Source organism: Mesorhizobium loti (assembly GCA_014189435.1).
Classification (GTDB): Bacteria; Pseudomonadota; Alphaproteobacteria; order Rhizobiales; family Rhizobiaceae; genus Mesorhizobium; species Mesorhizobium loti_G.
Map to the genome: position 1 here is coordinate 611,933 of CP050293.1, position 22,657 is coordinate 634,589.

Here is a 22,657-nt window from a genome sequence, read left to right on the forward strand (position 1 = left end):
TCGTGGTTGGAAATACCAGCCTGCAGCATAACATGACTGCCGCGATTCGGCCTCGCCCAGCATCTGCATTTGAACTTAAATCCCAGACTTAGGCTGACAAGCGCAACAACAGTGACTATTTCGTGACCATGACGAGACCCTTGGAACATCGTGAAGAAAGCCTGACGGCCGCCACCGAAGCGCGCGGTCTCGAGGCGCTGATCTCGCGCGCGGCCCGCGCCGGCAAGGGCGCGGCACCCGTCGAACGCTGGAATCCGGATTTCTGCGGCGATCTCGACATGGAGATCAAGGCCGACGGCACCTGGTTCTATCTGGGCACGCCGATCGGCCGCATGCCGCTGGTGCAGCTTTTCTCCTCGGTGCTGCGCAAGGACGAGGACGGCAAGACCTATCTGGTGACGCCGGTGGAGCGGGTCGGCATCCGTGTCGCCGATGCGCCCTTCATCGCCGTCGAAATGGATGTTTCGGGCAGCGGCGACGGGCAGATCATCACCTTCCGCACCAATGTCGGCGACGTCGTCGAGGCCGGGCCGGAGCGGCCGCTGCGTTTCGTCGACGAGAACGAGACCGGCGGCCTGAAGCCCTATGTGCTGGTGCGCGGCCGGCTGGAGGCGCTGGTGGCGCGGCCAGTGATGTATGAGTTGGTCGGGCATGGCGAGGAGGTCGAGATCGACGGCAAGACGATGTTTGCCGTGCGCTCGAAGGGCGCGGTGTTCCCGATCATGCCGGCGGACCAGTTGAAGCGGCTGAGCGCGTGATGGACCAGGTGTCGCCGTCGCCGTTTTCATCAGCGGATTTTCGCGCGCGCTTTGCCGTGCAGCCGGATGCGCATGCCGGGGACGACTATGGCGACCATCGCTTCAACCCCGGTCATCCGCGCCTCAACCAGGGCAAGGCGCTGCGCGATGCGGCCGTGTTGATCCCGATGGTCGATCATGAGGGCGATGCGACGGTTCTCTTGACCAAGCGGGCCGAAAAGCTGCGCAGCCATTCGGGGCAGGTCGCCTTTCCCGGCGGCACCATCGATCCGACCGATGCCAGTCCGGAAGCGGCGGCGCTGCGCGAGACGTTCGAGGAGATCGGCCTTGCCCCGGATCGCATCGAGGTGATCGGCCGTATGCCCGACTATGTCGCCGGCAGCGGCTACCGCATCGCACCGGTGCTGGGCATCGTGCGGCCAGGTTTTGAGCTGACCCTCAACGCCGACGAGGTCGACGCCGCCTTCGAAGTGCCGCTGCGCTTTCTGATGGACCCGGCCAACCACAAGCGCGACAGCCGCATGTGGAACGATCTCGAATGGTTCTTCTACGACATGCCTTATGGCGACCGGCGCATCTGGGGCGTCACCGCCGGCATCATCCGTACGCTGTATGAAAGGCTCTATGCGTGAGTGTCTCGATCGCGAGCAGGGCCGAGTGGCTCACCGAGAAGCATCTGCAGCGCCTGCTGGCCGCATTGGCCGAGGGCGGCGAAGAGGCGCGTGTCGCAGGCGGTGCGGTGCGCAACACGCTGATGGGCCAGCCGGTCGCCGACATCGACATCGCCACCACGTGTTTGCCTGGAGAAACCATCCACCGCGCCGAGGCGGAAGGCTTCAAGGCCATACCGACCGGCATCGAGCATGGCACGATCACGGTTGTCGCCGGCGGCAAGCCCTATGAGATCACCACCTTGCGCGCCGACATCGAGACCGACGGGCGGCGCGCCAAGGTGTCATTCGGGCGCGACTGGAAGCTAGACGCCGATCGGCGCGACTTCACCATCAACGCGCTCTATGCCGAGGCCGATGGCAGGATTGTCGACCTGGTCGGCGGCATCGCCGACATCGAGGCGCGCCGGCTGCGCTTCATCGGTGACCCGGAAGCGCGCATCCGCGAAGATTATCTACGCATCCTGAGGTTCTTCCGCTTCTTCGCCTGGTATGGCGATGGCCGGCCCGACGCCGAGGGGCTGAAGGCCTGTGCCCGGCTGAAGGAGGGGCTCGCCCAGCTTTCGGCCGAGCGCATCTGGTCGGAACTGAAGAAGCTTCTGTCGGCGCCCGATCCCTCACGGGCGCTGCTCTGGATGCGGCAGGCCAGTGTCTTGAGCACTGCCCTGCCGGAAAGCGAGAAATGGGGCATCGACGCGATTCATGGGCTGACCAAGGCCGAGAAGGACTTGGGCTGGACCGTTGATCCGTTGTTAAGGCTGGAAGCGATCGTGCCGCCGGATGCGGCGCGCATGAAGACGCTCGCCGAGCGGCTCAAATTTTCGACCGCTGAAGCGGATCGCCTGCGCCACTGGGCGCTTGCCACCGCCGTCGAGCCGAAGACGACCGAAAGCGAACTGGCAAAAAGGCTCTATCGCGGCGACCGGCAGGGATTTGTCGACCGTCTGCGGCTGTCGCTTGCTGCAGCCAGGGTGCGCGCTGTCGAGGACAATGCGGCGTTGCTCGAAGCCGGTGGCTTTTCGCGCCTGCTTGCCTTCGCCGCCAAATGGGAAAAGCCGTTGTTTCCGCTGAAAGGGACCGATCTGACGGCGCTCGGCGCAACTCCAGGGCCGAAACTTGGTGAAATTCTCAGGAATCTCGAGGCGGAATGGGTCGAAGCCGGGTTTGCCCCTGATCGCGACGCGCTGGTCAAGCGCGCCGCCGAAGCCTTGAAGGCCGGGTAGATCAGGCCGCGTCGCGGGTCTTCTCGATGCGCGAGCGGATCGCCTCGATCATCGTCTCGCGGATGACCGTTTCGCCATGCGTCTCGCGCATGTGCTCGACGGCACGGCGCATGACCTCGGCCTCCTCATCGGCACGCGTGTGCCAGTCACAGCCGGGCACGAGCGACCCGCAGTGAAATTCCTTCATGGGATTCTCCTTTTTCCTCCGTGGAGCCTCATCGAGGCTCCGGCACTTTCTTGGCTCACGGGTCCGATTCCAGGGTTGAATCCGCGGATCCGCGAGCGGGGCTGAGACCATAACACGGCAGGGGCGGTCTGGTTGCATCAAAGTGCCGTGCGCCTTCCGCTCACCGGAAGCCTACGGCCAGCGAACCTCGGGCGGCAGGCTGGAGAGAATGGACGCGACATTGCCGCCGGTCTTCAGGCCGAAGATGGTGCCGCGATCGTGAAGCAGGTTGAATTCGACATAGCGGCCGCGGCGAATGAGCTGTTCGTCGCGATCGCCGTCGGTCCAGTTCTCGTTGAAGTTGGCGCGCACGAGGTGGCCGTAGACGACGAGAAAGGAACGGCCGACATCCTGGACGAAGTTGAAATCGGCATTCCAGCCGCCTCTGTCCTCGCCCGAATGCAGCCAGTCGAAGAAGATGCCGCCGGTGCCGCGCGGCTCGTTGCGGTGCGACAGATAGAAATACTCGTCGCACCAGGCCTTGTATTTCGGGTAGTCGGCCACCGCCACGTTCTTCTCGCAAGCGAACTGCATGGCGCGGTGGAAGGCGACCGTATCAGGATCGTCCTGGGTGCGGCGGCGGTCGAGCACCGGCGTCAAATCGGCGCCGCCGCCGAACCATTGGCGCGATGTGACCACCATGCGCGTGTTCATGTGCACGGCCGGAACGTTTGGGTTCCAGGGGTGCGCGATCAGCGAAATGCCGGATGCCCAGAAACGCGGATCTTCCTCGGCGCCGGGCATCTGCTTCCTGAATTCGGGTGAGAACTCGCCATGGACGGTCGAGGTGTGGACGCCGACCTTCTCGAAGACGCGGCCGTGCATCATCGACATGGTGCCGCCGCCGCCCCGGCCCTCGTCACGTTCCCATGGCGTCTTTTCGAAGCGGCCGGGCGACCACGAGGCCAGCGGCCCGCCAAGATCCTGCTCGATCTGCTCGAAGGTGGTGCAGATGCGTTCGCGCAGCGCCTCGAACCAGAGGCGCGCCTTCATCTTCTTCTGTTCGATGTCGGCGGGCAGGCCTGCCGGTATTTCAGGTCGTTCCAAGTGCCGTCTCCGGTTGGGGTGGCGAGTCCTACAAATGACTCGTCTTTTGCCGGCGCGATCCCTAATCTCTTAGAGGCAAGGGTCAAGTGTCATTACGGTGCAAGGAGCGGTTTCGTGCGCACCCCGGCAAGACCGCCGCTGGATGGCTTGAAGAAAAGGCTCGACCAAAGCCGGGCCGAGCGCGCGCGCATGCCGCGCGACGGCTTCCTGCGCGAGACCTTCGTGCTGCCGCGCTCCGATGCGCGGCTCAAGGCCAAGGAATGGTTCGAGCGCTTTCCCAAGCAGGCCTACTGGACCGAGATCGAAAGCTGGTTCGAGCGGCCAGGCGACCTGATCGAGTTCACCATCAGGCGGTTGCCGGTGGCTGACTGAGGCGCGGCTTGCCTAGCCGGCCACCAACCTTCTCGCGCCCGTGCCTTCCCTTGCCAACCGGTCGCCCTTGTTGCGCAGCGGGCATTTGTCGATGGACATGCAGCCGCAGCCGATGCAATCGGTCAGCCCGTCGCGCAGTTTCTTCAACTGGGCGATCTTGTGGTCGAGCCCATCGCGCCAGGCGGTCGACAAAAGGTTCCAGTCATCGCGCGTCGGCGTGCGACCCTCGGGCAGCGACGCCAGGGCTTCACCGATCTCGGCCAGTGAGATGCCGACCTCCTGCGCGACCTTGATGATCGCCACGCGCCGCAGCACGTCGCGGCCGTAGCGGCGCTGGTTGCCTGATGTGCGGTGGCTGCGGATCAGGCCGCGGGCCTCATAGAAATGCAGCGCCGACACCGCCACCCCGCTGCGCATGGCCACCTGGCCGACCGTCAACTCCGTAACCGGTGCCATTCCTGATTCTCCGCCCGCGATTTTTCCACTTGACCTCAAGTTAAGTTGAGCTTGTAGCGAAGAAACCCTGGATGTGCAAACGAAGGAGAAGGCGATGTGCGCCTGGGTCAAGATGACGGGAGACGGCGAGCTACTGTCTAAGCTGCCGGATGGCTTCGCCCGCCACCATGGCGACGGAAAGCGCGACGTTGATGCTGCGCGCCGCGCCCTGCATGGGGATGGTCAGGCGCGCATCCGCCGCCTGATGGACAGGATCCGGAACGCCTGCGGATTCGCGGCCGAACAGCAGGATGTCGCCATCGGCGAAGGTGAAGCCGGTGTAAGGGGTGGTGGCCTTGGTCGACAGCAGCACCACTCGGTTCGCGCGGGCTTTGCGCCAGTCCTCGAAGGCGTGCCAGTCGACATGCCGGGTCAGGGCAGCCATTTCGAGGTAGTCCATGCCGGCTCGCTTGAGCGCTTTGTCGGAGAGCGGAAAGCCGGCCGGTTCGATGATGTCGACGCCGAGCCCGAGGCACGCGGCGAAGCGCAGGATTGTCCCGGTGTTGCCGGCAATGTCCGGCTGGTAGAGCGCGATGCGGAGACGACAGTTCATTTCCGCGTCCTTCTAATAAGTGGCAGATCGGCCACAGCGCATCAGCGGTTTTGGAAATTGCTGGACCTGCGGGTGGCCATTTTCTGCGAAGTCGGGTATGTCAGCTCCATTGTCAACCCGAACCGATGGAGGGGTAATTCATGATGACCATGCACATCCAGCGCCCCTCTCGTGGGCTTACCTGCCTCCCGGCGGTTTCGGTACGACGATTCTCCTGACTCTCTAAGACTTGATCGCACCGATTCCCGCCGAAACGATTTTTCGGCTCTCGAAGGAATCCTGCGATGTTTTTCAAAAAGTCAAAAGGGCTGAACGCCCCACCTGAACCTGTCCAGACTGACACTCGTCATGTCCGGACCGATGCTTATCGTGTCCAGACCGACACCAGTCGTGTCCGGACTGACGCAATGCGTGCCTCCGGCCGAATGCCGGCGGACGAGATTGCTTCGCCTTTTTATCTCGATTTTCACACGGAGGACGGACCGATGTTCGATCCCTATAGAATACCGGGCTCAAGGAGCCTGCATATCCACCGACCGCCGACCTGGGCGCTGCTGATCGGCGACACCTACTCGTCGGCCGTTCACGCCGAGATCCGCCGCCGGCCGCATCGCGGCATGCTGCCGGATGTCGATTTCTCGCGCGCGGTTCCCGACCCGGGCCGGCCGTCTCTGGTGCGCCGGATCATCCGTTTGATCCGACCCGGCGCGAGAATCCGGATCGTGAACAGTGCGCCGTCAGGATCGTCAGGCGCGCCTGTCGGCGAAAAGCCCGCGAGCCCCTATATTGCGCGAAGCAGGGCCGACGGTCCGGATGATTCCGGACCGTCGGCCCTCGACGCCAAGGGTTCCGAAGACTTCGTACGCTCCCGTGCCGCGTAAGCGGAAAACAGATTTCATGAGCATGACCCATGTTGTTGTTTAGCTGGTTTGAAAGACGGCTCGATCCGTTCCCCGCGGCGGAACCGGTCGAGCCGCCCAGGACGCTTGTTGCCTTCTGCGTGCATTATACGCGCGGCGCGTGGCCCTATATCCTTCTCGACGCGGTGCTGGTGACGGCCATCGCGATCGCGGAAGTGTGGATGTTCGGCTTCCTCGGCCGCATCGTCGACTGGCTGTCGGGGCAGAATCGCGAAACCTTCCTGCAGACGGAAGCCTGGAAGCTCGCCGGCATGGCCTTCATCGTGCTGTTCGCGCTGCCGGGCACGGTATGGCTGCATTCGCTGCTCAACCAGCAGACGCTGATGGGCAACTATCCCATGCGCATCCGCTGGCAGGTGCACCGCTATTTGCTCAAGCAGTCGATGAGCTTCTATCAGGACGAGTTCGCCGGCCGCATCGCCACCAAGCTGATGCAGACGGCGCTCGCCGTGCGCGAATGCGTCATCAAGCTGATCGATGTCCTGAACTACGTCATCGTCTATTTCCTTGGCATGCTGGTCATCGTCGGGTCGGCCGACTGGCGGCTGGCGGCGCCACTCGGCGTCTGGCTGGTCGGCTACATCCTGCTGCTGCGCTATTTCATCCCGAAACTGGGCAAGGTCGGCGAGGAGCAGGCCAATGCGCGCTCGACCATGACCGGCCGCGTCGTCGACAGCTACTCCAACATCCAGACGGTCAAGCTGTTCAGCCACGCACGCCGCGAAGCGTCGTTTGCGCGAGAAGGCATGGCCGGCTTCCTGCAGACCGTCTACCGGTCGATGCGGCTGGTGACGGTGCTTTTCGGCCTGCTCTACATCATGAATTCGCTGCTGCTGTTCTCGGTCACGGCGATGGCGCTGTGGCTGTGGCTCGGCCAGTCGGTGACGATCGGCGCGGTCGCCGTGGTCATCGGGCTGGTGCTCCGGCTGTGGGGCATGTCGCAATGGATCATGTGGGAAATGTCCGGGCTGTTCGAGAATATCGGCACGGTGCAGGACGGCATCGCCTCGATCTCGTTGCCACGCCTGGTCGAGGACCGGCCGGGGGCGAAGGACATCGCCGTTTCCAGAGGTGAGATCCGCTTCGAGGACATCCGCTTCCACTATGGCAAGCAGAAGGGGGTGATCGAGAACCTGTCGCTGGCGGTGAAACCGGGCGAGAAGGTCGGTATCGTCGGCCGCTCCGGCGCTGGCAAGTCGACGCTGGTCAATCTCCTGCTGCGTTTCTACGATCTGGAGAGCGGAAAGATCCTGATCGACGGCCAGGAAATCGCTGACGTGACGCAGGATTCGCTGCGCGCCCAGATCGGCATGGTCACGCAGGACACCTCGCTGCTGCATCGTTCGGTGCGCGAGAACATCCTCTATGGCCGGCCCGATGCCTCGGAAGAGCTGCTTGTCGAGGCAGCGGGGCGTGCCGAGGCGCTGGACTTCATATCGGGGCTTTCGGACGCCAAGGAGCGCAAGGGCTTCGACGCCCATGTCGGCGACCGCGGCGTCAAATTGTCCGGCGGCCAGCGGCAACGCATCGCCATTGCTCGCGTTATGTTGAAGGACGCACCTATACTTATCCTTGACGAAGCGACCTCGGCGCTTGATTCCGAAGCCGAGGCGGCGATCCAGGAGAACCTCTACAAGCTCATGCAAGGCAAGACCGTCATCGCCATCGCGCACCGGCTGTCCACCATCGCGGCGATGGACAGGCTGGTGGTGATGGACAAGGGTCGTGTCATCGAGGAAGGTTCGCACGAGGAACTCGTGGCCAAGGGCGGGCTCTACGCGCAGCTCTGGCAGCGCCAGTCGGGCGGGTTCCTGCTCGAGGACGGTCCCGCCGACGCCGCCAATGATGCGCTTGCAAAGGGCCAAGCCGCCGAATGATGACTGCCGTCTATCGCTGGTTCGAGAACTGGGTCTATCCGTTCAGGGAGCCAGCGAATCTTCGGCCTCCGACCAGCGTCGGCGGCTTTCTCTGGCACTATGTCGGCCAGGCGAAGTTCGCCTTCTTCGCCATGCTGGTCATCGGCGGCATCGCGCCGCTGGTCGAGGCCGGGCTGTTCTATTTCGTCGGGCGGCTGGTCGATATTCTCGACCAGCTTCCCGCCGAACGCAGTTGGCATGCCCTGTGGAACGCCGCCGGTCCTGAACTGGTGTTCATGATCGCGGTGGTGCTGGTCATCCGCACCATCGTCGTCGGGCTGTCGACGCTGGTCGACGAACAGACGATCACGCCGGGCTTCTACAATCTGGTGCGCTGGCAGGCGCACCGGCATGTCTCGCGACAGTCCTACACCTTCTTCCAGAACGATTTTGCCGGCCGCATCGCGACAAAAGTCTGGCAGGCGGGGCAAGCGACCGGCGACCTGATGGAGAGCTTCATCGAGGTCATCTGGTTCATGCTCATCTATACGGTGACGACGCTGGCGCTGGTCGCCGGGCTGGATCTCAGACTGGCGGCGCTGGTGGTGATCTGGATCCTTGCTTTCGGCTGGCTGGCCAAGCTCTATCTGCCGGCAATCCGCAAGCATGCGGAGGAGGCCGCCGAGGCCGGCTCGATGATCAATGGGCGCATCATCGATTCCTATTCCAACGTTCAGACGCTGAAACTGTTCTCGGCCGATGGCGACGACCGCTACATCAAGAACGGCTTCGACATCTATCTCGACGCACTACGGCCCTTCACCCGCCGGCTGACCGGCGTGCGCATGGCGCTGACGACGCTGTCGGGCATCATGATCACGGCGATCGGCTGCTTTGCCGTCTATCTCTGGGTCGAAGGGTCAATCACCGTCGGCGCCGTCGCTTTCACGCTGTCGTTGGTCCTGCGGCTCAACATGCTGCTAGGGCGGGTGATGATGCAGCTCAACGGCATATTGCGAAACCTCGGCGTGCTGGAGAACTCCAAGGCGCTGATCTCGCAACCGCTCGGGCTTGTCGATGCGCCCGATGCGAAGGAGCTTGTCGTGACCGGCGGTCGCATCGAGGTCAGGAACGTCGAGTTCCATTACGGCAAGGGCTTCGGCGTGCTGAACGGCATCGACCTTGTGGTGCGGCCGGGCGAGAAGGTCGGACTGGTCGGACCGTCGGGCGCCGGCAAGACGACGCTCGCCAATCTGATCCTGCGCCTCTACGATTTGGAAGGCGGGTCGATCACCATCGATGGTCAGAACGTCTCCAAAGTCACGCAGAATTCGCTGCGCGCCAATATCGGCGTGGTCAGCCAGGATACGGCCCTGTTCCACCGTTCGCTGCGCGACAACATCAAGCTCGGCATGCCGGACGCGACCGAGGCGCAAGTGATCGCGGCGGCGAAAAAGGCCGAGGCGCACGAGTTCATCCTTGGCTTGCGCGACAACAGGGACCGCGCCAGCTACGAGGCTTTTGTCGGCGAGCGCGGCGTCAAGCTGTCGGGCGGCCAGCGCCAGCGCGTGGCGATCGCCCGCGTCTTCCTCAAGGACGCGCCGATCCTTATTCTCGACGAAGCGACGTCGGCGCTCGATTCCGACATCGAGGCGGCGATCCAGGAGAATCTGACGCGGCTGATGGAAAACAAGACGGTCATCGCCATCGCCCACCGGCTGTCGACGATCGCAGCACTCGACCGACTGGTGGTACTCGACGGTGGCCGCATCGTCGAGCAAGGCACGCATGACCAGCTGGTGGCGGTCGACGGGCTCTATGCGCGACTGTGGAAGCGGCAGTCCGGCGGTTTTCTCTATCACGAGGACAGCGTGCTCGAAGAGACACGCCCGGCGGAGTAGCCATGGGTGGGGCGCCAGAGGTCAGCCCAGAGGTCGTGCTCAAGCGGCTCCGACCAACCATGCCGGCTTTCGACACGCTGAAGGAAGAGAGCCGGCTGGAAGGCTACTGGATGCTGGTGCGCCTGGCGGATGGCTGGGCAAGCGGCCGCAACAAATTCCTGAAGCGCGGCGAGGCGCTCTATGCGGCCTGGCATGGAAGGGAACTCGCCGGCGTGTGCGGGCTGAACATCGATCCTTATTTCGAGGGCAGGGATCACGGCCGGGTCCGGCACCTGTTCGTCAGTGCGCGCCACCGTCGCACCGGCCTTGGCCGGATGCTGGTCGAGACCGTTATCGACAGGGCACGTCACCATTTCGCCGTGCTGAACACCCGCGCGCCGCAGGAAGCCTTCGGTTTCTATGAACGGCTTGGCTTTCAGCGCGTGGAAGGCGAAGATTTCGTCACACACCGCATGATTTTCGGGAAAGGGGGCTGAAATGTCCTTGCGTCCGCCATCTCATCTTGCCGGCGCCTCTGCCGCCGAAGCCGCCTTCGACGCGCTCGGCCATGAAATCCTGGCGGAGAAGGCGGCCGCACTTGGCCGCGCCGGCCAGCGGGTCGAGGAAACGCTGGCCAGGCTGCGCGACAATGCCGACGAACAACAGCGCCCCCGGCTGCTCAAGGACGCCGCCGAGGCTGTGCATGGCTATTTCATCCAGCGCGAGCTGTGCGGCTTGCGCAAGCATGACGCCGTCATTCGCGAGTACAACATCCCAAAGGCGGTGCTGGCCAGGCTCGGCGCGAAATAGGGGTCACTCCAGCCATTCGGTGATGAAACTACCGTTTTCGTGAATGTCGGTCGTTTCCAGCGGACCAGGGCCGAGATTGGTGAATTTGTGCGGCGTGTTGGGTGGCACGATCAGGATCTGGCCGGCGGAGGCCTCGATCTCCTTGTCGCCGACCGTGAACAGGCCGGTGCCCTGGCGAATGATGAAAATCTCCGCGTAGGGATGCGTGTGCAGCCGGGGACCGCCGCCGACATCGGGCAGGTAGTTGAAGATCAGGCAGGAGTTGGAGCTGTAGGCGCCGCATTGCAGCTCGCCCTTCCAGCCGTCGGAGCGAACAGCCCAGATGTCGCGGTCTATGACATGTGCCATGATGGCAAGGATAGACCCGGCCGACGCCTTGTGTCGAGGCGAACAAGGGCGTCGGATTCGCGGTTATTTCCCGGTTGTTTAGCGATGTTTGGCGGCTATCCGGCGTCGTGTTGACCGGCGGCGGATTTTGTCCCCGCGACAATCTGCCCTTGTGCCTTCACCCGTCTGGACAAAAACGGGCTTCACGCATAAACCGAAGTCCAAATGCCGGAGGAATTCGCAAGCCTGTTCGCCATGCGCTGTCGGGTTGGCGTAATTGAGCGGGGAACAAGGCTCAGCCACCGGCACGGAAGAGGCGAAAGGATCAGGCACCCGTGAGCGCAACCGACACCCAGGATCCCAACCGTCGTGATTTTCTCTACGTCGCCACCGGCATGGCCGCAGTGGTCGGCGCGGGTGCCTTCGCGTGGCCGTTCATCGACCAGATGCGCCCCGATGCCTCGACGCTGGCGCTCGCCTCGGTCGAGGTCGACGTCGCCTCGCTGACGCCGGGCATGTCGCTGATCGTCAAGTGGCGCGGCAAGCCGGTCGTGGTGCGCAACCGCACCGAACAGGAAATGAAGGACGGCGAGGCGGTCAAGCTGGCCGATCTCAAGGATCCGATCGCGCGCAACGCCAATCTGCCGGCCGACGCACCGGCGACCGATGCCAACCGCACCACGCCCGGCAAGGAAGCCTGGATGGTGATGGTTCAGGTCTGCACGCATCTGGGTTGCATTCCGCTCGGTCAGGAAGGCGATTTCGGCGGCTGGTTCTGCCCGTGCCACGGTTCGCAATACGATACCGCCGGCCGCATCCGCAAAGGCCCGGCGCCCGAGAACATGGCGGTTCCGGTATTCAAGTTCATTTCCGATACCAAGATCCTTATCGGTTGAGGCAGGGGATATTTCGATGAGCGAGGGACACTCGACCTATACGCCCAAGACCGGTATCGAGCGCTGGTTCGACGCCCGCATGCCGCTGCCGCGGCTGATCTATGACAGCTTCGTCGCCTATCCGGTGCCGCGCAACCTCAATTACGCGTGGACCTTCGGCGGCATCCTGTCGATCATGCTGGTGGCGCAGATCCTGACCGGCATCGTGCTGGCCATGCACTACACGGCCGACACCAATCTCGCCTTCGGCTCGGTCGAGAAGATCATGCGCGACGTGAATTCGGGCTGGCTGCTGCGCTACATGCACTCGAACGGCGCCTCGTTCTTCTTCGTCGCGGTCTACATCCACATCTTCCGCGGTCTCTATTACGGCTCCTACAAGGCGCCGCGCGAACTGCTGTGGATCCTCGGCTGCATCATCTACCTCTTGATGATGGCGACCGGCTTCATGGGCTACGTGCTGCCATGGGGGCAGATGAGCTTCTGGGGCGCCACCGTCATCACCGGCTTCTTCAGCGCCATTCCGCTGGTCGGCGACTGGATCCAGCAGCTGCTGCTCGGCGGCTTTGCCGTCGACAATCCGACGCTGAACCGCTTCTTTGCCCTGCACTACCTGCTGCCGTTCATGATTGCTGGCGTCGTCGTGCTGCACATCTGGGCGCTGCATGTCGTCGGTCAGTCGAACCCGACCGGCATCGAGATCAAATCGAAGACCGACACCGTCGCCTTCACCCCCTACGCGACCATCAAGGACGCGTTCGGCATGATCGTGTTCCTGTTCTTCTTCGCCTATTTCGTCTTCTACCTGCCGAACTATCTCGGTCACCCAGACAACTACATCGTCGCCAACCCGCTGAAGACGCCGGCTCATATCGTGCCCGAATGGTACTTCCTGCCGTTCTACGCGATCCTGCGCGCCATCACCTTCAATGTCGGGCCGATCAACTCCAAGCTCGGCGGCGTGCTGTGCATGTTCGGCGCCATCGTCATGCTGTTCCTGGTGCCGTGGCTCGACACCTCGAAGGTGCGCTCGGCGGTTTATCGGCCCTGGTACAAGCTGTTCTTCTGGCTGTTCGTGGCCGATGCCATCCTGCTTGGCTGGCTGGGCTCGCAGCCGGCCGAAGGCAGCTATGTGTTCATGGCGCAGATGGCGACGCTGGTCTACTTCGCCTTCTTCCTGATCGCCCTTCCGGTGCTCGGCCTGATCGAGACGCCGCGCAGGCTGCCGAACTCGATCACCGAGGCGGTGCTCGAGAAGAACAAGGGCGGCGGCGGTCATCCGACAGGCGCCACGGCCGCGCCAGAGACCAAGGGCTGAGCGGTAGAGAATCTAAGGGGATTTGGCATGAAAAAGATTCTCACCTCGCTGGCGCTGGTCGGCCTTGTGGCCGCCGGCATTGGGGCAGCAGGCACTGGGGCGATCGCCGCCGAAGAGGCACACAATGCGGCCGCGCCGACGCATTTCCCGATCGACGAGCCGAAGGAAATGAGCTGGAGCTTCACCGGCCCTTTCGGCACCTATGACAAGGCGCAGCTGCAGCGCGGCCTGAAAGTCTACAAGGAAGTCTGCTCGGCTTGCCATTCGATGAACCTGGTGGCGTTCCGCACGCTGTCGGACCTCGGCTATTCCGATGCGCAGATCAAGACGCTGTCGGCCGAGTACACGATCCATGACGGCCCCAACGATGCCGGCGACATGTTCGACCGTCCCGGCAAGCCATCCGACTATTTCCCGGCGCCATTCGCCAACGAAGCCGCCGCCGCTGCCTCCAATGGGGGTGCTGCTCCGCCCGACATGTCGCTGCTGGCCAAGGCACGCGGCGTCGAGCGTGGCTTTCCGCAATTTGTCTTCGACATCTTCACCCAGTATGACGCGGGCGGCCCCGATTACATCCACTCGCTGCTGACCGGTTACGACCAGACGCCGCCTGCCGGCATGGTCATCCCGGAAGGCACCCACTACAACCCGTACTTCATGTCGGGCGTGTCGCTGAAGATGCCGAAGCCGCTGTCCGACGGCCAGGTGACCTATGATGACGGCGCGCCGCAGACGGTCGACCAGTATTCCCGCGACGTCTCCGCCTTCCTGGCGTGGGCGGCCGAGCCGCATATGGAAGACCGCAAGAAGACGGGTTTTCGCGTGCTGGTGTTCCTGCTTTTGTTCGGCGCGCTGGTCTATCTTACCAAGCGCAAGGTGTGGGAAGGCGTGGCGCATTGAGCCACACAGCCAAGTGATCAAAAAAGGGCGCCGAGAGGCGCCCTTTTGCATTTCCAGAGGCCGGTCGTGTCACATGGCCGTCACCGCATCCGGCGATCCTGTGCTGCTCTCATCAAAGGATCGCCCCCATGAAAAGATATGCATCGCTCGCGGCAGGCTTGCTGCTGCTCATCGTCGGCTCGGCCGCGCAAGCGGAGGACGCCCAGCCCTTCGTCACCAACAAGGATGTCGACCTGACGATGATCCTGCCGCCGCCGCCGGCAAATGATTCGGCGCAGACCAAGGCCGAACTCGGCGAGGTGCTGGCGCTGCAGGTAACGCGCACGCCGGAGATGGTAGCCAGCGCCGTCGCCGACGCCGAGGAGAATGTCTGGCGCTTCGCCAACGTCATGGGGCCGAAATTCAACAAAGAGACGCTGCCGAAATTCAGTGCCTTCTTCGATCGCGTGGTGGCCACCGAAGGCGCCGTCGTCGATCCGGCCAAGGATGTCTGGAAGCGCCCGCGTCCGCATCAGCTCAGCGACCTCGTCAAGCCGGCGGTCAAGCTGTCGAGCTCCGGTTCCTGGCCGTCGGGCCACGCCACCGTCGGCACCATGATGGGCATCATCCTGTCCGACATGGTCCCGGAAAAGCGCGCCGAGATCATGGCGCGTGCGGCTGAATACGCCCACAATCGTGAGGTTGGCGGTATCCACTATGCGTCCGATGTCGAGATGGGCAAGATTTCCGGCAGCGTCATTGCCGCGGTCCTGCTCAACCGGGACGATTTCAAGGCCGAATATGAAGTGGCCAGGGCCGAGCTTCGTTCCGATCTCGGCATGTAATCTTCGTCAGTCGGATTAGACGAGAGAGGGGCGCCTCAGGCGCTCCTTTCTCGTTTAGGCCCGTGCTTGAGCGGAAGTTCAGCAATTAGTCCGTTGGCATAGCGGCATCAGCTTGATATTCGACGCATCGAACAGCGGCGAGGAACCTGTCCCGCCATGGCCTTGGAATTCGATGATGCGGCTCAGCGACTGTCACAATTTTTCCGATTTCCGCCGCATGGCGCAGCAGCGGCTGCCGGGGCCGATCTTCAACTACATCGATGGCGCGGCCGACGACGAGGTCACCTATCGCCGCAACACCGAAAGCTTCGAGACCTGCGACCTTGTTCCCAACGTGCTGCGCGGAGTGAGCGCGGTCGACATGTCGGTGACGGTCATGGGCCAGAAGCTGGCGATGCCGTTCTATTGCTCGCCGACCGCCTTGCAGCGCCTGTTCCATCATCAGGGCGAGCGCGCGGTCGCCAAGGCCGCCGCCAAATACGGCACCATGTTCGGCGTCTCCTCGCTTGGCACCGTCAGCCTCGAGGAGGCGCGCAGCATCAGCAGCAGCCCGCAGGTCTACCAATTCTATTTCCACCGGGATCGCGGCCTGAACCGGGCGATGATGCAGCGGGCAAAGGCGGTTGGCGTCGAGGTGATGATGCTGACCGTCGACAGCATCACCGGGGGAAACCGCGAGCGAGACAAACGCACCGGCTTTGCCATTCCCTTCAAGCTCAACCTCGCCGGAATGGCGCAGTTCGCGCTCAAGCCGGCCTGGGCGATCAACTATTTCACCCATGAGGGGTTCAAGCTGCCGCAGCTCGACGAGCATGTCGACATGGGCGGTGGCACGATGTCGATCAGCCGCTACTTCACCGAGATGCTCGACCCATCGATGACATGGGACGACGTCGCCGAGATGGTCAAGCTTTGGTCGGGTCCGTTCTGCCTCAAGGGCGTCATGTCGGTGGAGGATGCCAGACGCGCCGTCGACATCGGCTGCAGCGGCATTGTGCTGTCGAACCATGGCGGCCGGCAGCTGGACGGCTCGCGGGCGGCGTTCGACCAGCTTGCCGAGATCGTCGATGCGGTCGGTGACAGAATAGACGTCATCATGGATGGCGGCGTGCAGCGCGGCACGCATGTGCTGAAGGCGCTGTCGCTCGGCGCCAAGGCCGTCGGCGTCGGCCGCTACTATTTGTTCCCGCTCGCGGCGGCCGGCCAGCCCGGCGTCGAACGGGCGCTTGAGCAGATGCGGGTCGAGATCGAACGCGGCATGAAGCTGATGGGCTGCAGTTCGATCGAACAATTGTCGCGCAACAACCTCCGTTTCAGGTAATCTCGACCGATGAAATCCTCTCTCGAAGACACGCTGCTTGCCGCGATCCGCACCATTCCGGATTATCCCAAACCCGGCATCCTGTTTCGCGACATCACCACGCTGCTCGGCAATGCGCGCGCCTTCCGCCGCGCCATCGACGAGCTCGTGCATCCCTATGCCGGCCAGAAGATCGACAAGATCGCCGGCATCGAGGCGCGCGGCTTCATCCTTGGCGGTGCCGTCGCGCATCAGCTCTCGGCCGGTTTCGTGCCGATCCGCAAGAAAGGCAAGCTGCCTTTCGAAACAGTGCGCGTCGCCTACAGCCTAGAATATGGGCTGGACGAGATGGAGATGCACAAGGACGGCGTTGCTCCGGGCGAGAAGGTGATCCTGGTCGACGATCTGATCGCCACCGGCGGCACCGCGGAAGCCGCGGTCAAGCTGCTGCGCCAGATCGGCGCCGATATCCTCGCCGCCTGCTTCGTCATCGACCTGCCGGACCTCGGCGGCCGCGCCAAGCTGGAGGCGCTCGGCGTGCCGGTGCGGACGTTGATCGGGTTCGAAGGACATTGAAGAAGCGCCGGCGCTACTCCGTCTTCACCAGCACGGCGCTCTCGAACTCGAGCACCTTGTCGCCGGTCGAATCGAAAGCATCGGCGCGCAGCGCCAGCAGCCGCCAGCCGGGACGTGAGGCGATCGGGCGGTGGGACAATGCCGTGCGCGCGAAGGTGATGGTTTGCCCGGCATAGACCGGCTTCAGCCATTTGAGATTCTTAAAGCCGGGCGAGGGGCCGAACTCCGGCACCGGGCCGGGACCGTTCCACGCGGTGCCTTCGGCATCCATGCTATTTTCGAGATTGAGTTTCATCCAGGTGGCGGCGGTATGCCAGCCGGAGGCGCAGAGGCCGCCGAGCACGCTTTTCTTCGCGGCCTCCTCGTCGATATGGAAGATTTGCGGGTCGTATTTGCGGGCGAAGGTTTTGATCGCCTCGGGCTCGAATGTGTGCGAGCCGAGCGCCACCGTGGTACCGATGCGGAAGAACTCGTCCAGTGTCATGCCTGATACCCCGCGGCATCGCGCGTGAGGAACATGACCGAATTCTCAAGTTCGAAGACGCTTTCGCCGCGCTGGTTGAACAACTCGCTGCGCATGGTGACGAAGCCGAGTTGCGGCTTCGATTTCGACAGGCGCTTGGCAACAACCACCAGGGTACCGGTGAGTTGGTCGCCGGCCAGGACCGGCTTCTTCCATTTGACCTGATCGACGCCGGGCGCGCCCTGGCAGGTCGAATCCAGCAGGAAGGCATCGCACAGCATGCGCATGAACATGGCGCAGGTGTGCCAGCCCGACGCCGCTAGCCCGCCGAGGATGCTGGCCTTGCCGGCTTCCTCGTCGAGATGCATCGGCTGCGGGTCGAATTCTCCCGCGAATTCGACGATCTCAGCGGCGCTCACCTTCTTCGAGCCGAGGTCGATCGATGCGCCCTCGACGAAATCCTCATAGGCCCATGTTTTTATCTTTGCAGTCATGGTCTGAAATCCGGCTCACGAACCTGCGATCCCTGTGGATCAGGGTTTCCGGATGCAGGCCGCAGCGCATTTGGTCAAGAGATTTCTATAGCGCCACGTCGTGGCTGCATGGCCTCTGGCGGGCGGATCAGAGCCAGCCGCGGCGGCGGAAATACCAGAAGGGCAGGATCGCCGACAGCACCATCATGGCGATGGCGAAGGGATAGCCCAGCTCCCATTTGAGCTCGGGGATGACGTCGAAATTCATGCCGTAGATCGAGGCGACCAGTGTCGGCGGCAGGAAGATGACGGCGGCGACCGAGAAGATCTTGATGATGGCGTTCTGCTCGATCGAGATCATGCCAAGCGTGGCGTCGAGCAGGAAGGAAATCTTCTGCGACAGGAAGGTGGCGTGGTCGGCGAGCGACAGCACGTCGCGCGACAGCGTCTTGATGCGCGCCTTGGTGTCCTTGCTCATCTTGGTACGGGTCGAGGCATGGGCGAAGAAGCCTGCCAGGCGCTGCAGCGAGATCAGGCTGTCACGGATCGAGGAGGCGATGTCCTCCTTGCGGCCGATGGCCTTCAGGAGTTCCTGGAAGTCGCGATTGCGCTTGGAAACCTTGGTCGATCTCGCCTCGAAGATATCGCGCGAGATCGCCTCGATGTCGCGGCCGGCGCGTTCAAGGATATCGGCAAGACGGTCGACGATCGCCTCCAGCAGACCGATCAGGATGGTGTCGCCGCTGGTGCAGCCGGTCGCCACCTTCTCGGCGCGCTGCGGAAAGGTCTTGAACGCCTTCGGCTCGTGATAGCGCACGGTGATCAGCCTGGTGCCGGCGAGCACGAAGGTGACCGGCGACATCAGGGGATCGTCGACCTCGGTCTGGGCGGGCAGGGTGGCGGTCATGAAATAGGCGCCGTCCTCGACATAGAGGCGGCTCGAAATCTCGATCTCCTCCATCTCCTCGCGCGTCGGAATGGCAACGCCGAGCCAGCTTTCGATCGTCGCTTCCTCGTCCTTTGTCGGGTTGAGCAGGTCGGCCCAGACGATGGTCTCGCTGTTTGCGAGGAGATCATCGACGGCGCGCAGGCGGTCATTGTCCACGACGAAGGCTTTGATCATCGCCTGATATCCCTTGTTGGGGCCAAAGGGTGCGTCCAGATTGACGCGTCGTGTCGGATTGCATGGGGTGTGCGGCGAATGCGCCGCCCGTGCATCCGCCGCTTAGACCCGTGGCATGACAAAATCAAGACAAGCCCGGATCGGCCGGGGGACAGCGCTAGCGGCTTGGAAGCCGCGTCAATGGATCGAATCTAGAGACTGGCGAGAGTGACCTCCAAGTCCTGGTATGCGCCGACCAGAGCATCCGCGCCATGTCGCAACAGACCATCGCCATGAGGGCCGGTGCAATGATTGCCAGCGATAAATCCGATCACGCGCATACCCGCTGCCTTGCCCGCCAGGACGCCGTTCACGCTGTCCTCGATCACGATGCACTCTCCTGGAAGAGCACCCATCGTAGCCGCCGCGTGCAAGAACAGGTCTGGTTCCGGCTTTCCATTGACGACCATGTCCGATGAAAAAATATGAGGATTGAAAAGGTCGACAAGGCCTGTGTGTTCGAGTTTCCAACGCAATCGGGCGAGCGGCGTGCTTGACGCAACACATTTCGGTGCCGGGAGCCGGCTAATCACATTCCGTGCGTCGGGTAAGGCCGCCAGGTCCTTCCGCAAGCGTTCGTTGGTGTAGCCGGCAAGCTGATCAAAAAAGCGCGGAGAGAGCGGCTTGGCTCGCTCCTGGCCGATTGCTTCGAGCTTCGCCCGCCACAGAGCGGGAGACAATCCCATGAAGGCTTGTGTATAGGCACTCGGTTCGAACGTGATGCCCGCCGCCGTCAGATATTCAAGCTCGGCTGCCTGATATATCTCCTCGCTGTTCACAAGGACGCCGTCACAATCAAAGATTATCAGCTTCATAGGCGACACTTTTGGTTGGGCAATAGCCTGTTTTTCGGCCGCCCGGAAAGATCGCTGATCACGCCGCCATGGGCGGCGTGATCTTCGTCACGTCAGGTGTTGAACTTGAACAGCAGGATGTCGCCGTCCTGGACGACATATTCCTTGCCTTCGTCGCGCGCCTTACCGGCTTCCTTGGCCGCCACTTCGCCGCCCAGTGTGACGAAGTCGTTGTAGGCGATGGTCTGGGCGCGGATGAAGCCGCGCTCGAAATCGGTGTGGATGACGCCGGCGGCCTGGGGGGCCTTGTCGCCCTTATGGATGGTCCAGGCACGCGTCTCCTTCGGCCCGACGGTGAAATAGGTGATGAGGTGCAACAGCTCGTAGCCGGCGCGGATCACCTTGTTCAGACCGGGCTCGTCGAGGCCGAGCGAGGACAGGAATTCCATCTCTTCCTCATCGGAGAGCTGGGCGACTTCGGCCTCGATCGCGGCCGAGATGACGACGGTGCTGGCGCCTTGCGCCGCAGCCATCTTCTCCACGGCTTCGGTGTGCTCGTTGCCGGTGGCGGCGTCGGCTTCGGCGACGTTGCAGACGTAGAGGACCGGGTGCGAGGTCAAAAGGTTGAGCCCCTGCAGGATGCGCAGGTCTTCCGCCGAGATGCCCTTGAGCAGGACGCGGGTCGGCTTGCCGGCTTGCAGCAGCTCGAGCGCTGCCTCCATCATCGGCAGCACTGACGTCGCTTCCTTGTCCTTGCTGCCGGCGCGCTTGCGGAATTGCACGATGCGGCGCTCGATGCTGTCGAGGTCGGCGAGCATCAGCTCGGTTTCGACCGTCTCGGCGTCGGCAACAGGGTCGATGCGGCCCTCGACATGGGTGATGTCGTCATCCTCGAAGCAACGCAGCACATGCACGATGGCGTCGACCTCGCGGATGTTGGCAAGGAACTGGTTGCCCAGCCCTTCGCCCTTCGAGGCGCCGCGCACCAGGCCGGCAATGTCGACGAAGGAGATGCGGGTCGGGATGATCTCCTTCGACTTGCCGATCGCCGCGATCTTCTGCAGGCGCGGATCGGGCACCGCGACCTCGCCGGTGTTCGGTTCGATGGTGCAGAACGGATAGTTGGCGGCCTGCGCCGCAGCCGTCCTGGTCAACGCGTTGAAAAGCGTCGACTTGCCGACGTTGGGCAAGCCAACGATGCCGCATTTGAAACCCATTTTTGTCCGGTCCTATCGGGAAAATCGAAATTTGATCAGGGCTATGGGCGATAGGGGTGATCAACGTCAAGCCCTGCGGCGCCGATCCCGCTTAGTCCTTGCCGCCGAACAGCTTCTTCAGCATGGCGGCCATCGGGCCGGATTCCGGCAGCTTGGCGGGCACCTGTTGCGGGCGGGCCTGGCGGATGTGGCTCTGCTGCTTTGAGCCTTGCTGCTTTGGCGCCGGCTTTTCCGGTTCCGCGCCGGCCTTGCCCTGAACGGCGAGGCTGGCCTTGTTCATGAAACCGGATTCGTCGCCCTTGGCGATCATGGCGGCGTTGTCGGCGATCGCGTCGAGCAGCGGTTCGAGCCATTCGCGGTCGGCCTTGTCGAAATCGCCGAGCACATGATGCTGGACCATTTCCTTGACGCCGGGATGGCCGACGCCGATGCGCACGCGGCGATAGGCATTGCCGACATGGCCGTCGATCGAGCGGATGCCGTTGTGGCCGCCGGCGCCGCCGCCGGTCTTGATGCGCAGCTTGCCTTCGGCAAGGTCGATCTCGTCATAGAAGACGGTGAGTGCGGAAAGCTCGAGCTTGTAGAAGCGCAGCGCTTCGCCGACCGACTGGCCGGACAGGTTCATGAAGGTCTGCGGCTTGATCAGGACGATCTTTTCGCCGCCGAGCGTGCCTTCAGAAATCAGGCCCTGGAATTTCTTCGACCAGGGCGAAAAGGAATGGCGGCGGGCAATTGCGTCCGCCGCCATGAAACCGACATTGTGCCTGTTGTTGGCATATTTCGCGCCCGGATTGCCGAGGCCTGCAAAGACAAGCACTGTCTTCTCTGGCATCGTCTGCTCCGGGCGGGAAAGAGTTACTTCTCTTCGGCGGCAGGAGCCGCTTCAGGTGCAGCCGCTTCAGCCGTCTCTTCCGTCTCCGGCTTCATCGCCGACGAACCGGCAATGGTCGCGATGGTGAAGTCGCGGTCGGAGATCACAGGCTTCACACCGGCCGGCAGTGTAACCGCCGAGATGTGGATCGAGTCGCCAATGTTGGCGCCGGTGAGATCGACGGTGATGAACTCCGGGATCGCATTGGCCGGGCAGTGGAACTCGACTTCGTGACGCACGATGTTGAGCACGCCGCCGCGCTTGATGCCGGGCGACTTGTCTTCATTGATGAAGTGGACAGGCACGTTGACGTTGACCTGGGTGTCCTTGCCGATACGCAGGAAGTCGACATGGACAGGGAAATCCTTGACCGGGTCGAGCTGGAAGTCCTTCGGCAGGACCTGGATCTTCTTGCCGTCGACATCGATCGTGGCGATCGTGGTCAGGAACCCGCCGCCATGGATCTTGTAGTAGATGTCCTTGTAGGTGAGCGCGATAGCCAGGGGAGGCTGCTTGTCACCATAGATTACTGCAGGCACTTTACCGTTGCGGCGAACTGCACGGGCGGACCCCTTACCGACCTGTTCGCGTGCTTCGGCCTTGAGCTCGTAAGTGTCGTGGCTCATGGCATTTCCTTTCGGTTTGTTCTGGAGCGCTCACGGTTGGCAGAGTGCCTGGACCGTAAACGTCGAAAGCCGACATACCCATGCATGATCTGGTCCGAA

At 62.9% G+C, this 22,657-nt stretch carries 27 protein-coding genes; 15 read left to right on the forward strand and 12 right to left on the reverse strand.

What is annotated here, in order from left to right; translation table 11 throughout:
- The first annotated feature begins 128 nt into the window (after nucleotides 1–128).
- The 3 genes from HB777_02875 to HB777_02885 are packed head-to-tail and all read left to right on the forward strand — an operon-like array spanning nucleotide 129 to nucleotide 2,652.
- Nucleotides 129–758 (forward strand): DUF1285 domain-containing protein, encoded by a 630-nt coding sequence (locus tag HB777_02875; protein ID QND62963.1) that lies wholly within the window; start codon nucleotides 129–131, stop codon nucleotides 756–758.
- Entirely contained in the window at nucleotides 758–1,390 is a 633-nt protein-coding gene (locus HB777_02880) for a CoA pyrophosphatase (protein ID QND62964.1), read from the forward strand. Before HB777_02875 ends, HB777_02880 begins: the two co-directional genes overlap by 1 nt.
- Nucleotides 1,387–2,652 (forward strand): CCA tRNA nucleotidyltransferase, encoded by a 1,266-nt coding sequence (locus tag HB777_02885; GenBank protein QND62965.1) that lies wholly within the window; start codon nucleotides 1,387–1,389, stop codon nucleotides 2,650–2,652. The genes HB777_02880 and HB777_02885 overlap by 4 nt, the downstream gene beginning before the upstream one ends.
- Before the next feature lies 1 nt (nucleotide 2,653).
- Here the strand turns inward: HB777_02885 and HB777_02890 are convergent, their stop codons facing one another.
- Entirely contained in the window at nucleotides 2,654–2,839 is a 186-nt protein-coding gene (locus tag HB777_02890; protein QND62966.1) for a DUF1059 domain-containing protein, read from the reverse strand.
- A gap of 171 nt (nucleotides 2,840–3,010) precedes the next feature.
- Entirely contained in the window at nucleotides 3,011–3,925 is a 915-nt protein-coding gene (gene hemF, locus HB777_02895; protein ID QND62967.1) for an oxygen-dependent coproporphyrinogen oxidase, read from the reverse strand.
- 114 nt (nucleotides 3,926–4,039) lie between these two features.
- On the opposite strand from hemF, the gene HB777_02900 reads away from it, so the two are divergent.
- Entirely contained in the window at nucleotides 4,040–4,297 is a 258-nt protein-coding gene (locus HB777_02900; GenBank protein QND62968.1) for a hypothetical protein, read from the forward strand.
- A gap of 12 nt (nucleotides 4,298–4,309) precedes the next feature.
- Here HB777_02900 and soxR read toward each other — a convergent pair whose 3' ends face one another.
- Nucleotides 4,310–4,753 (reverse strand): redox-sensitive transcriptional activator SoxR, encoded by a 444-nt coding sequence (gene soxR, locus HB777_02905; protein ID QND62969.1) that lies wholly within the window; start codon nucleotides 4,751–4,753, stop codon nucleotides 4,310–4,312.
- 130 nt (nucleotides 4,754–4,883) lie between these two features.
- On the reverse strand, nucleotides 4,884–5,345 hold the full coding sequence (locus HB777_02910; protein QND62970.1) for a tRNA (cytidine(34)-2'-O)-methyltransferase: 462 nt from the start codon (nucleotides 5,343–5,345) through the stop codon (nucleotides 4,884–4,886).
- A gap of 284 nt (nucleotides 5,346–5,629) precedes the next feature.
- Here HB777_02910 and HB777_02915 point away from each other — a divergent pair, with 284 nt between their 5' ends.
- The 5 genes from HB777_02915 to HB777_02935 are packed head-to-tail and all read left to right on the forward strand — an operon-like array spanning nucleotide 5,630 to nucleotide 10,811.
- On the forward strand, nucleotides 5,630–6,226 hold the full coding sequence (locus HB777_02915) for a hypothetical protein (GenBank protein QND62971.1): 597 nt from the start codon (nucleotides 5,630–5,632) through the stop codon (nucleotides 6,224–6,226).
- A gap of 29 nt (nucleotides 6,227–6,255) precedes the next feature.
- Nucleotides 6,256–8,142, forward strand: coding sequence for an ABC transporter ATP-binding protein (locus tag HB777_02920; protein QND62972.1), 1,887 nt, complete (start codon nucleotides 6,256–6,258; stop codon nucleotides 8,140–8,142).
- Nucleotides 8,139–10,022: an ABC transporter ATP-binding protein gene (locus HB777_02925; GenBank protein ID QND62973.1), complete on the forward strand. Its 1,884-nt coding sequence runs from the start codon at nucleotides 8,139–8,141 to the stop codon at nucleotides 10,020–10,022. Before HB777_02920 ends, HB777_02925 begins: the two co-directional genes overlap by 4 nt.
- A 2-nt stretch (nucleotides 10,023–10,024) precedes the next feature.
- Nucleotides 10,025–10,498, forward strand: coding sequence for a GNAT family N-acetyltransferase (locus HB777_02930; protein ID QND62974.1), 474 nt, complete (start codon nucleotides 10,025–10,027; stop codon nucleotides 10,496–10,498).
- A 1-nt stretch (nucleotide 10,499) separates the two neighbouring features.
- Nucleotides 10,500–10,811, forward strand: a complete 312-nt coding sequence (locus HB777_02935; protein QND62975.1) for a hypothetical protein — start codon at nucleotides 10,500–10,502, stop codon at nucleotides 10,809–10,811.
- Nucleotides 10,812–10,814: 3 nt separating this feature from the next.
- Here the strand turns inward: HB777_02935 and HB777_02940 are convergent, their stop codons facing one another.
- A complete protein-coding gene (locus tag HB777_02940; GenBank protein ID QND62976.1) occupies nucleotides 10,815–11,159 on the reverse strand; it encodes a cupin domain-containing protein in 345 nt (114 codons plus the stop codon).
- Between the two features lie 314 nt (nucleotides 11,160–11,473).
- Between HB777_02940 and petA the strand changes: the two genes are divergently transcribed.
- The 6 genes from petA (at nucleotide 11,474) to HB777_02970 (ending at nucleotide 16,952) form a co-directional block, all read left to right on the forward strand.
- Nucleotides 11,474–12,034, forward strand: a complete 561-nt coding sequence (petA, locus tag HB777_02945; GenBank protein ID QND62977.1) for a ubiquinol-cytochrome c reductase iron-sulfur subunit — start codon at nucleotides 11,474–11,476, stop codon at nucleotides 12,032–12,034.
- A 16-nt stretch (nucleotides 12,035–12,050) separates the two neighbouring features.
- Nucleotides 12,051–13,352 carry a cytochrome b gene (locus tag HB777_02950; protein QND62978.1) on the forward strand — a complete coding sequence of 434 codons (1,302 nt, stop codon included), beginning with the start codon at nucleotides 12,051–12,053 and terminating at the stop codon, nucleotides 13,350–13,352.
- Between the two features lie 27 nt (nucleotides 13,353–13,379).
- Nucleotides 13,380–14,252 (forward strand): cytochrome c1, encoded by an 873-nt coding sequence (locus HB777_02955; protein ID QND62979.1) that lies wholly within the window; start codon nucleotides 13,380–13,382, stop codon nucleotides 14,250–14,252.
- Between the two features lie 128 nt (nucleotides 14,253–14,380).
- Nucleotides 14,381–15,076 (forward strand): phosphatase PAP2 family protein, encoded by a 696-nt coding sequence (locus HB777_02960; protein QND62980.1) that lies wholly within the window; start codon nucleotides 14,381–14,383, stop codon nucleotides 15,074–15,076.
- A 175-nt stretch (nucleotides 15,077–15,251) separates the two neighbouring features.
- A complete protein-coding gene (locus HB777_02965) occupies nucleotides 15,252–16,397 on the forward strand; it encodes an alpha-hydroxy-acid oxidizing protein (GenBank protein ID QND62981.1) in 1,146 nt (381 codons plus the stop codon).
- A 9-nt stretch (nucleotides 16,398–16,406) separates the two neighbouring features.
- The gene (locus tag HB777_02970) at nucleotides 16,407–16,952 is read left to right on the forward strand and encodes an adenine phosphoribosyltransferase (protein ID QND62982.1); all 546 of its coding nucleotides are present in this window, start codon (nucleotides 16,407–16,409) and stop codon (nucleotides 16,950–16,952) included.
- A 13-nt stretch (nucleotides 16,953–16,965) separates the two neighbouring features.
- Here HB777_02970 and HB777_02975 read toward each other — a convergent pair whose 3' ends face one another.
- The 7 genes from HB777_02975 to HB777_03005 all read right to left on the reverse strand — a co-directional run bounded on the left by HB777_02975 (nucleotide 16,966) and on the right by HB777_03005 (nucleotide 22,558).
- The gene (locus HB777_02975; protein ID QND62983.1) at nucleotides 16,966–17,436 is read right to left on the reverse strand and encodes a MaoC family dehydratase; all 471 of its coding nucleotides are present in this window, start codon (nucleotides 17,434–17,436) and stop codon (nucleotides 16,966–16,968) included.
- A complete protein-coding gene (locus HB777_02980; GenBank protein ID QND62984.1) occupies nucleotides 17,433–17,909 on the reverse strand; it encodes a MaoC family dehydratase in 477 nt (158 codons plus the stop codon). Before HB777_02980 ends, HB777_02975 begins: the two co-directional genes overlap by 4 nt.
- Before the next feature lie 127 nt (nucleotides 17,910–18,036).
- The gene (gene corA / locus HB777_02985) at nucleotides 18,037–19,011 is read right to left on the reverse strand and encodes a magnesium/cobalt transporter CorA (GenBank protein QND62985.1); all 975 of its coding nucleotides are present in this window, start codon (nucleotides 19,009–19,011) and stop codon (nucleotides 18,037–18,039) included.
- Between the two features lie 191 nt (nucleotides 19,012–19,202).
- Complete coding sequence (locus HB777_02990) at nucleotides 19,203–19,865, reverse strand: HAD family phosphatase (GenBank protein QND62986.1); 663 nt, start codon at nucleotides 19,863–19,865, stop codon at nucleotides 19,203–19,205.
- Nucleotides 19,866–19,957: 92 nt separating this feature from the next.
- Nucleotides 19,958–21,061: a redox-regulated ATPase YchF gene (gene ychF / locus HB777_02995; protein ID QND62987.1), complete on the reverse strand. Its 1,104-nt coding sequence runs from the start codon at nucleotides 21,059–21,061 to the stop codon at nucleotides 19,958–19,960.
- A 91-nt stretch (nucleotides 21,062–21,152) separates the two neighbouring features.
- Entirely contained in the window at nucleotides 21,153–21,878 is a 726-nt protein-coding gene (locus HB777_03000) for an aminoacyl-tRNA hydrolase (GenBank protein QND68630.1), read from the reverse strand.
- A gap of 38 nt (nucleotides 21,879–21,916) precedes the next feature.
- Entirely contained in the window at nucleotides 21,917–22,558 is a 642-nt protein-coding gene (locus tag HB777_03005; GenBank protein QND62988.1) for a 50S ribosomal protein L25/general stress protein Ctc, read from the reverse strand.
- Nucleotides 22,559–22,657 lie beyond the last annotated feature (99 nt).

What these genes read in the sequence shown, in the direction of transcription:
- HB777_02980 (QND62984.1), bottom strand. Translation starts at nt 17,909, where the DNA reads ATGACTGCAAAGATAAAAACATGGGCCTATGAGGATTTCGTCGAGGGC.
- ychF (QND62987.1), bottom strand. Translation starts at nt 21,061, where the DNA reads ATGGGTTTCAAATGCGGCATCGTTGGCTTGCCCAACGTCGGCAAGTCG.
- HB777_02930 (QND62974.1), top strand. Translation starts at nt 10,025, where the DNA reads ATGGGTGGGGCGCCAGAGGTCAGCCCAGAGGTCGTGCTCAAGCGGCTC.
- HB777_02970 (QND62982.1), top strand. Translation starts at nt 16,407, where the DNA reads ATGAAATCCTCTCTCGAAGACACGCTGCTTGCCGCGATCCGCACCATT.
- HB777_02960 (QND62980.1), top strand. Translation starts at nt 14,381, where the DNA reads ATGAAAAGATATGCATCGCTCGCGGCAGGCTTGCTGCTGCTCATCGTC.
- HB777_02920 (QND62972.1), top strand. Translation starts at nt 6,256, where the DNA reads ATGTTGTTGTTTAGCTGGTTTGAAAGACGGCTCGATCCGTTCCCCGCG.
- HB777_02965 (QND62981.1), top strand. Translation starts at nt 15,252, where the DNA reads ATGCGGCTCAGCGACTGTCACAATTTTTCCGATTTCCGCCGCATGGCG.
- corA (QND62985.1), bottom strand. Translation starts at nt 19,011, where the DNA reads ATGATCAAAGCCTTCGTCGTGGACAATGACCGCCTGCGCGCCGTCGAT.
- HB777_02910 (QND62970.1), bottom strand. Translation starts at nt 5,345, where the DNA reads ATGAACTGTCGTCTCCGCATCGCGCTCTACCAGCCGGACATTGCCGGC.
- soxR (QND62969.1), bottom strand. Translation starts at nt 4,753, where the DNA reads ATGGCACCGGTTACGGAGTTGACGGTCGGCCAGGTGGCCATGCGCAGC.
- HB777_02890 (QND62966.1), bottom strand. Translation starts at nt 2,839, where the DNA reads ATGAAGGAATTTCACTGCGGGTCGCTCGTGCCCGGCTGTGACTGGCAC.
- HB777_02935 (QND62975.1), top strand. Translation starts at nt 10,500, where the DNA reads ATGTCCTTGCGTCCGCCATCTCATCTTGCCGGCGCCTCTGCCGCCGAA.
- HB777_02925 (QND62973.1), top strand. Translation starts at nt 8,139, where the DNA reads ATGATGACTGCCGTCTATCGCTGGTTCGAGAACTGGGTCTATCCGTTC.
- HB777_02990 (QND62986.1), bottom strand. Translation starts at nt 19,865, where the DNA reads ATGAAGCTGATAATCTTTGATTGTGACGGCGTCCTTGTGAACAGCGAG.
- HB777_02940 (QND62976.1), bottom strand. Translation starts at nt 11,159, where the DNA reads ATGGCACATGTCATAGACCGCGACATCTGGGCTGTTCGCTCCGACGGC.
- HB777_02975 (QND62983.1), bottom strand. Translation starts at nt 17,436, where the DNA reads ATGACACTGGACGAGTTCTTCCGCATCGGTACCACGGTGGCGCTCGGC.
- HB777_02880 (QND62964.1), top strand. Translation starts at nt 758, where the DNA reads ATGGACCAGGTGTCGCCGTCGCCGTTTTCATCAGCGGATTTTCGCGCG.
- HB777_02955 (QND62979.1), top strand. Translation starts at nt 13,380, where the DNA reads ATGAAAAAGATTCTCACCTCGCTGGCGCTGGTCGGCCTTGTGGCCGCC.
- HB777_02950 (QND62978.1), top strand. Translation starts at nt 12,051, where the DNA reads ATGAGCGAGGGACACTCGACCTATACGCCCAAGACCGGTATCGAGCGC.
- HB777_02875 (QND62963.1), top strand. Translation starts at nt 129, where the DNA reads ATGACGAGACCCTTGGAACATCGTGAAGAAAGCCTGACGGCCGCCACC.
- HB777_02915 (QND62971.1), top strand. Translation starts at nt 5,630, where the DNA reads ATGTTTTTCAAAAAGTCAAAAGGGCTGAACGCCCCACCTGAACCTGTC.
- HB777_03005 (QND62988.1), bottom strand. Translation starts at nt 22,558, where the DNA reads ATGAGCCACGACACTTACGAGCTCAAGGCCGAAGCACGCGAACAGGTC.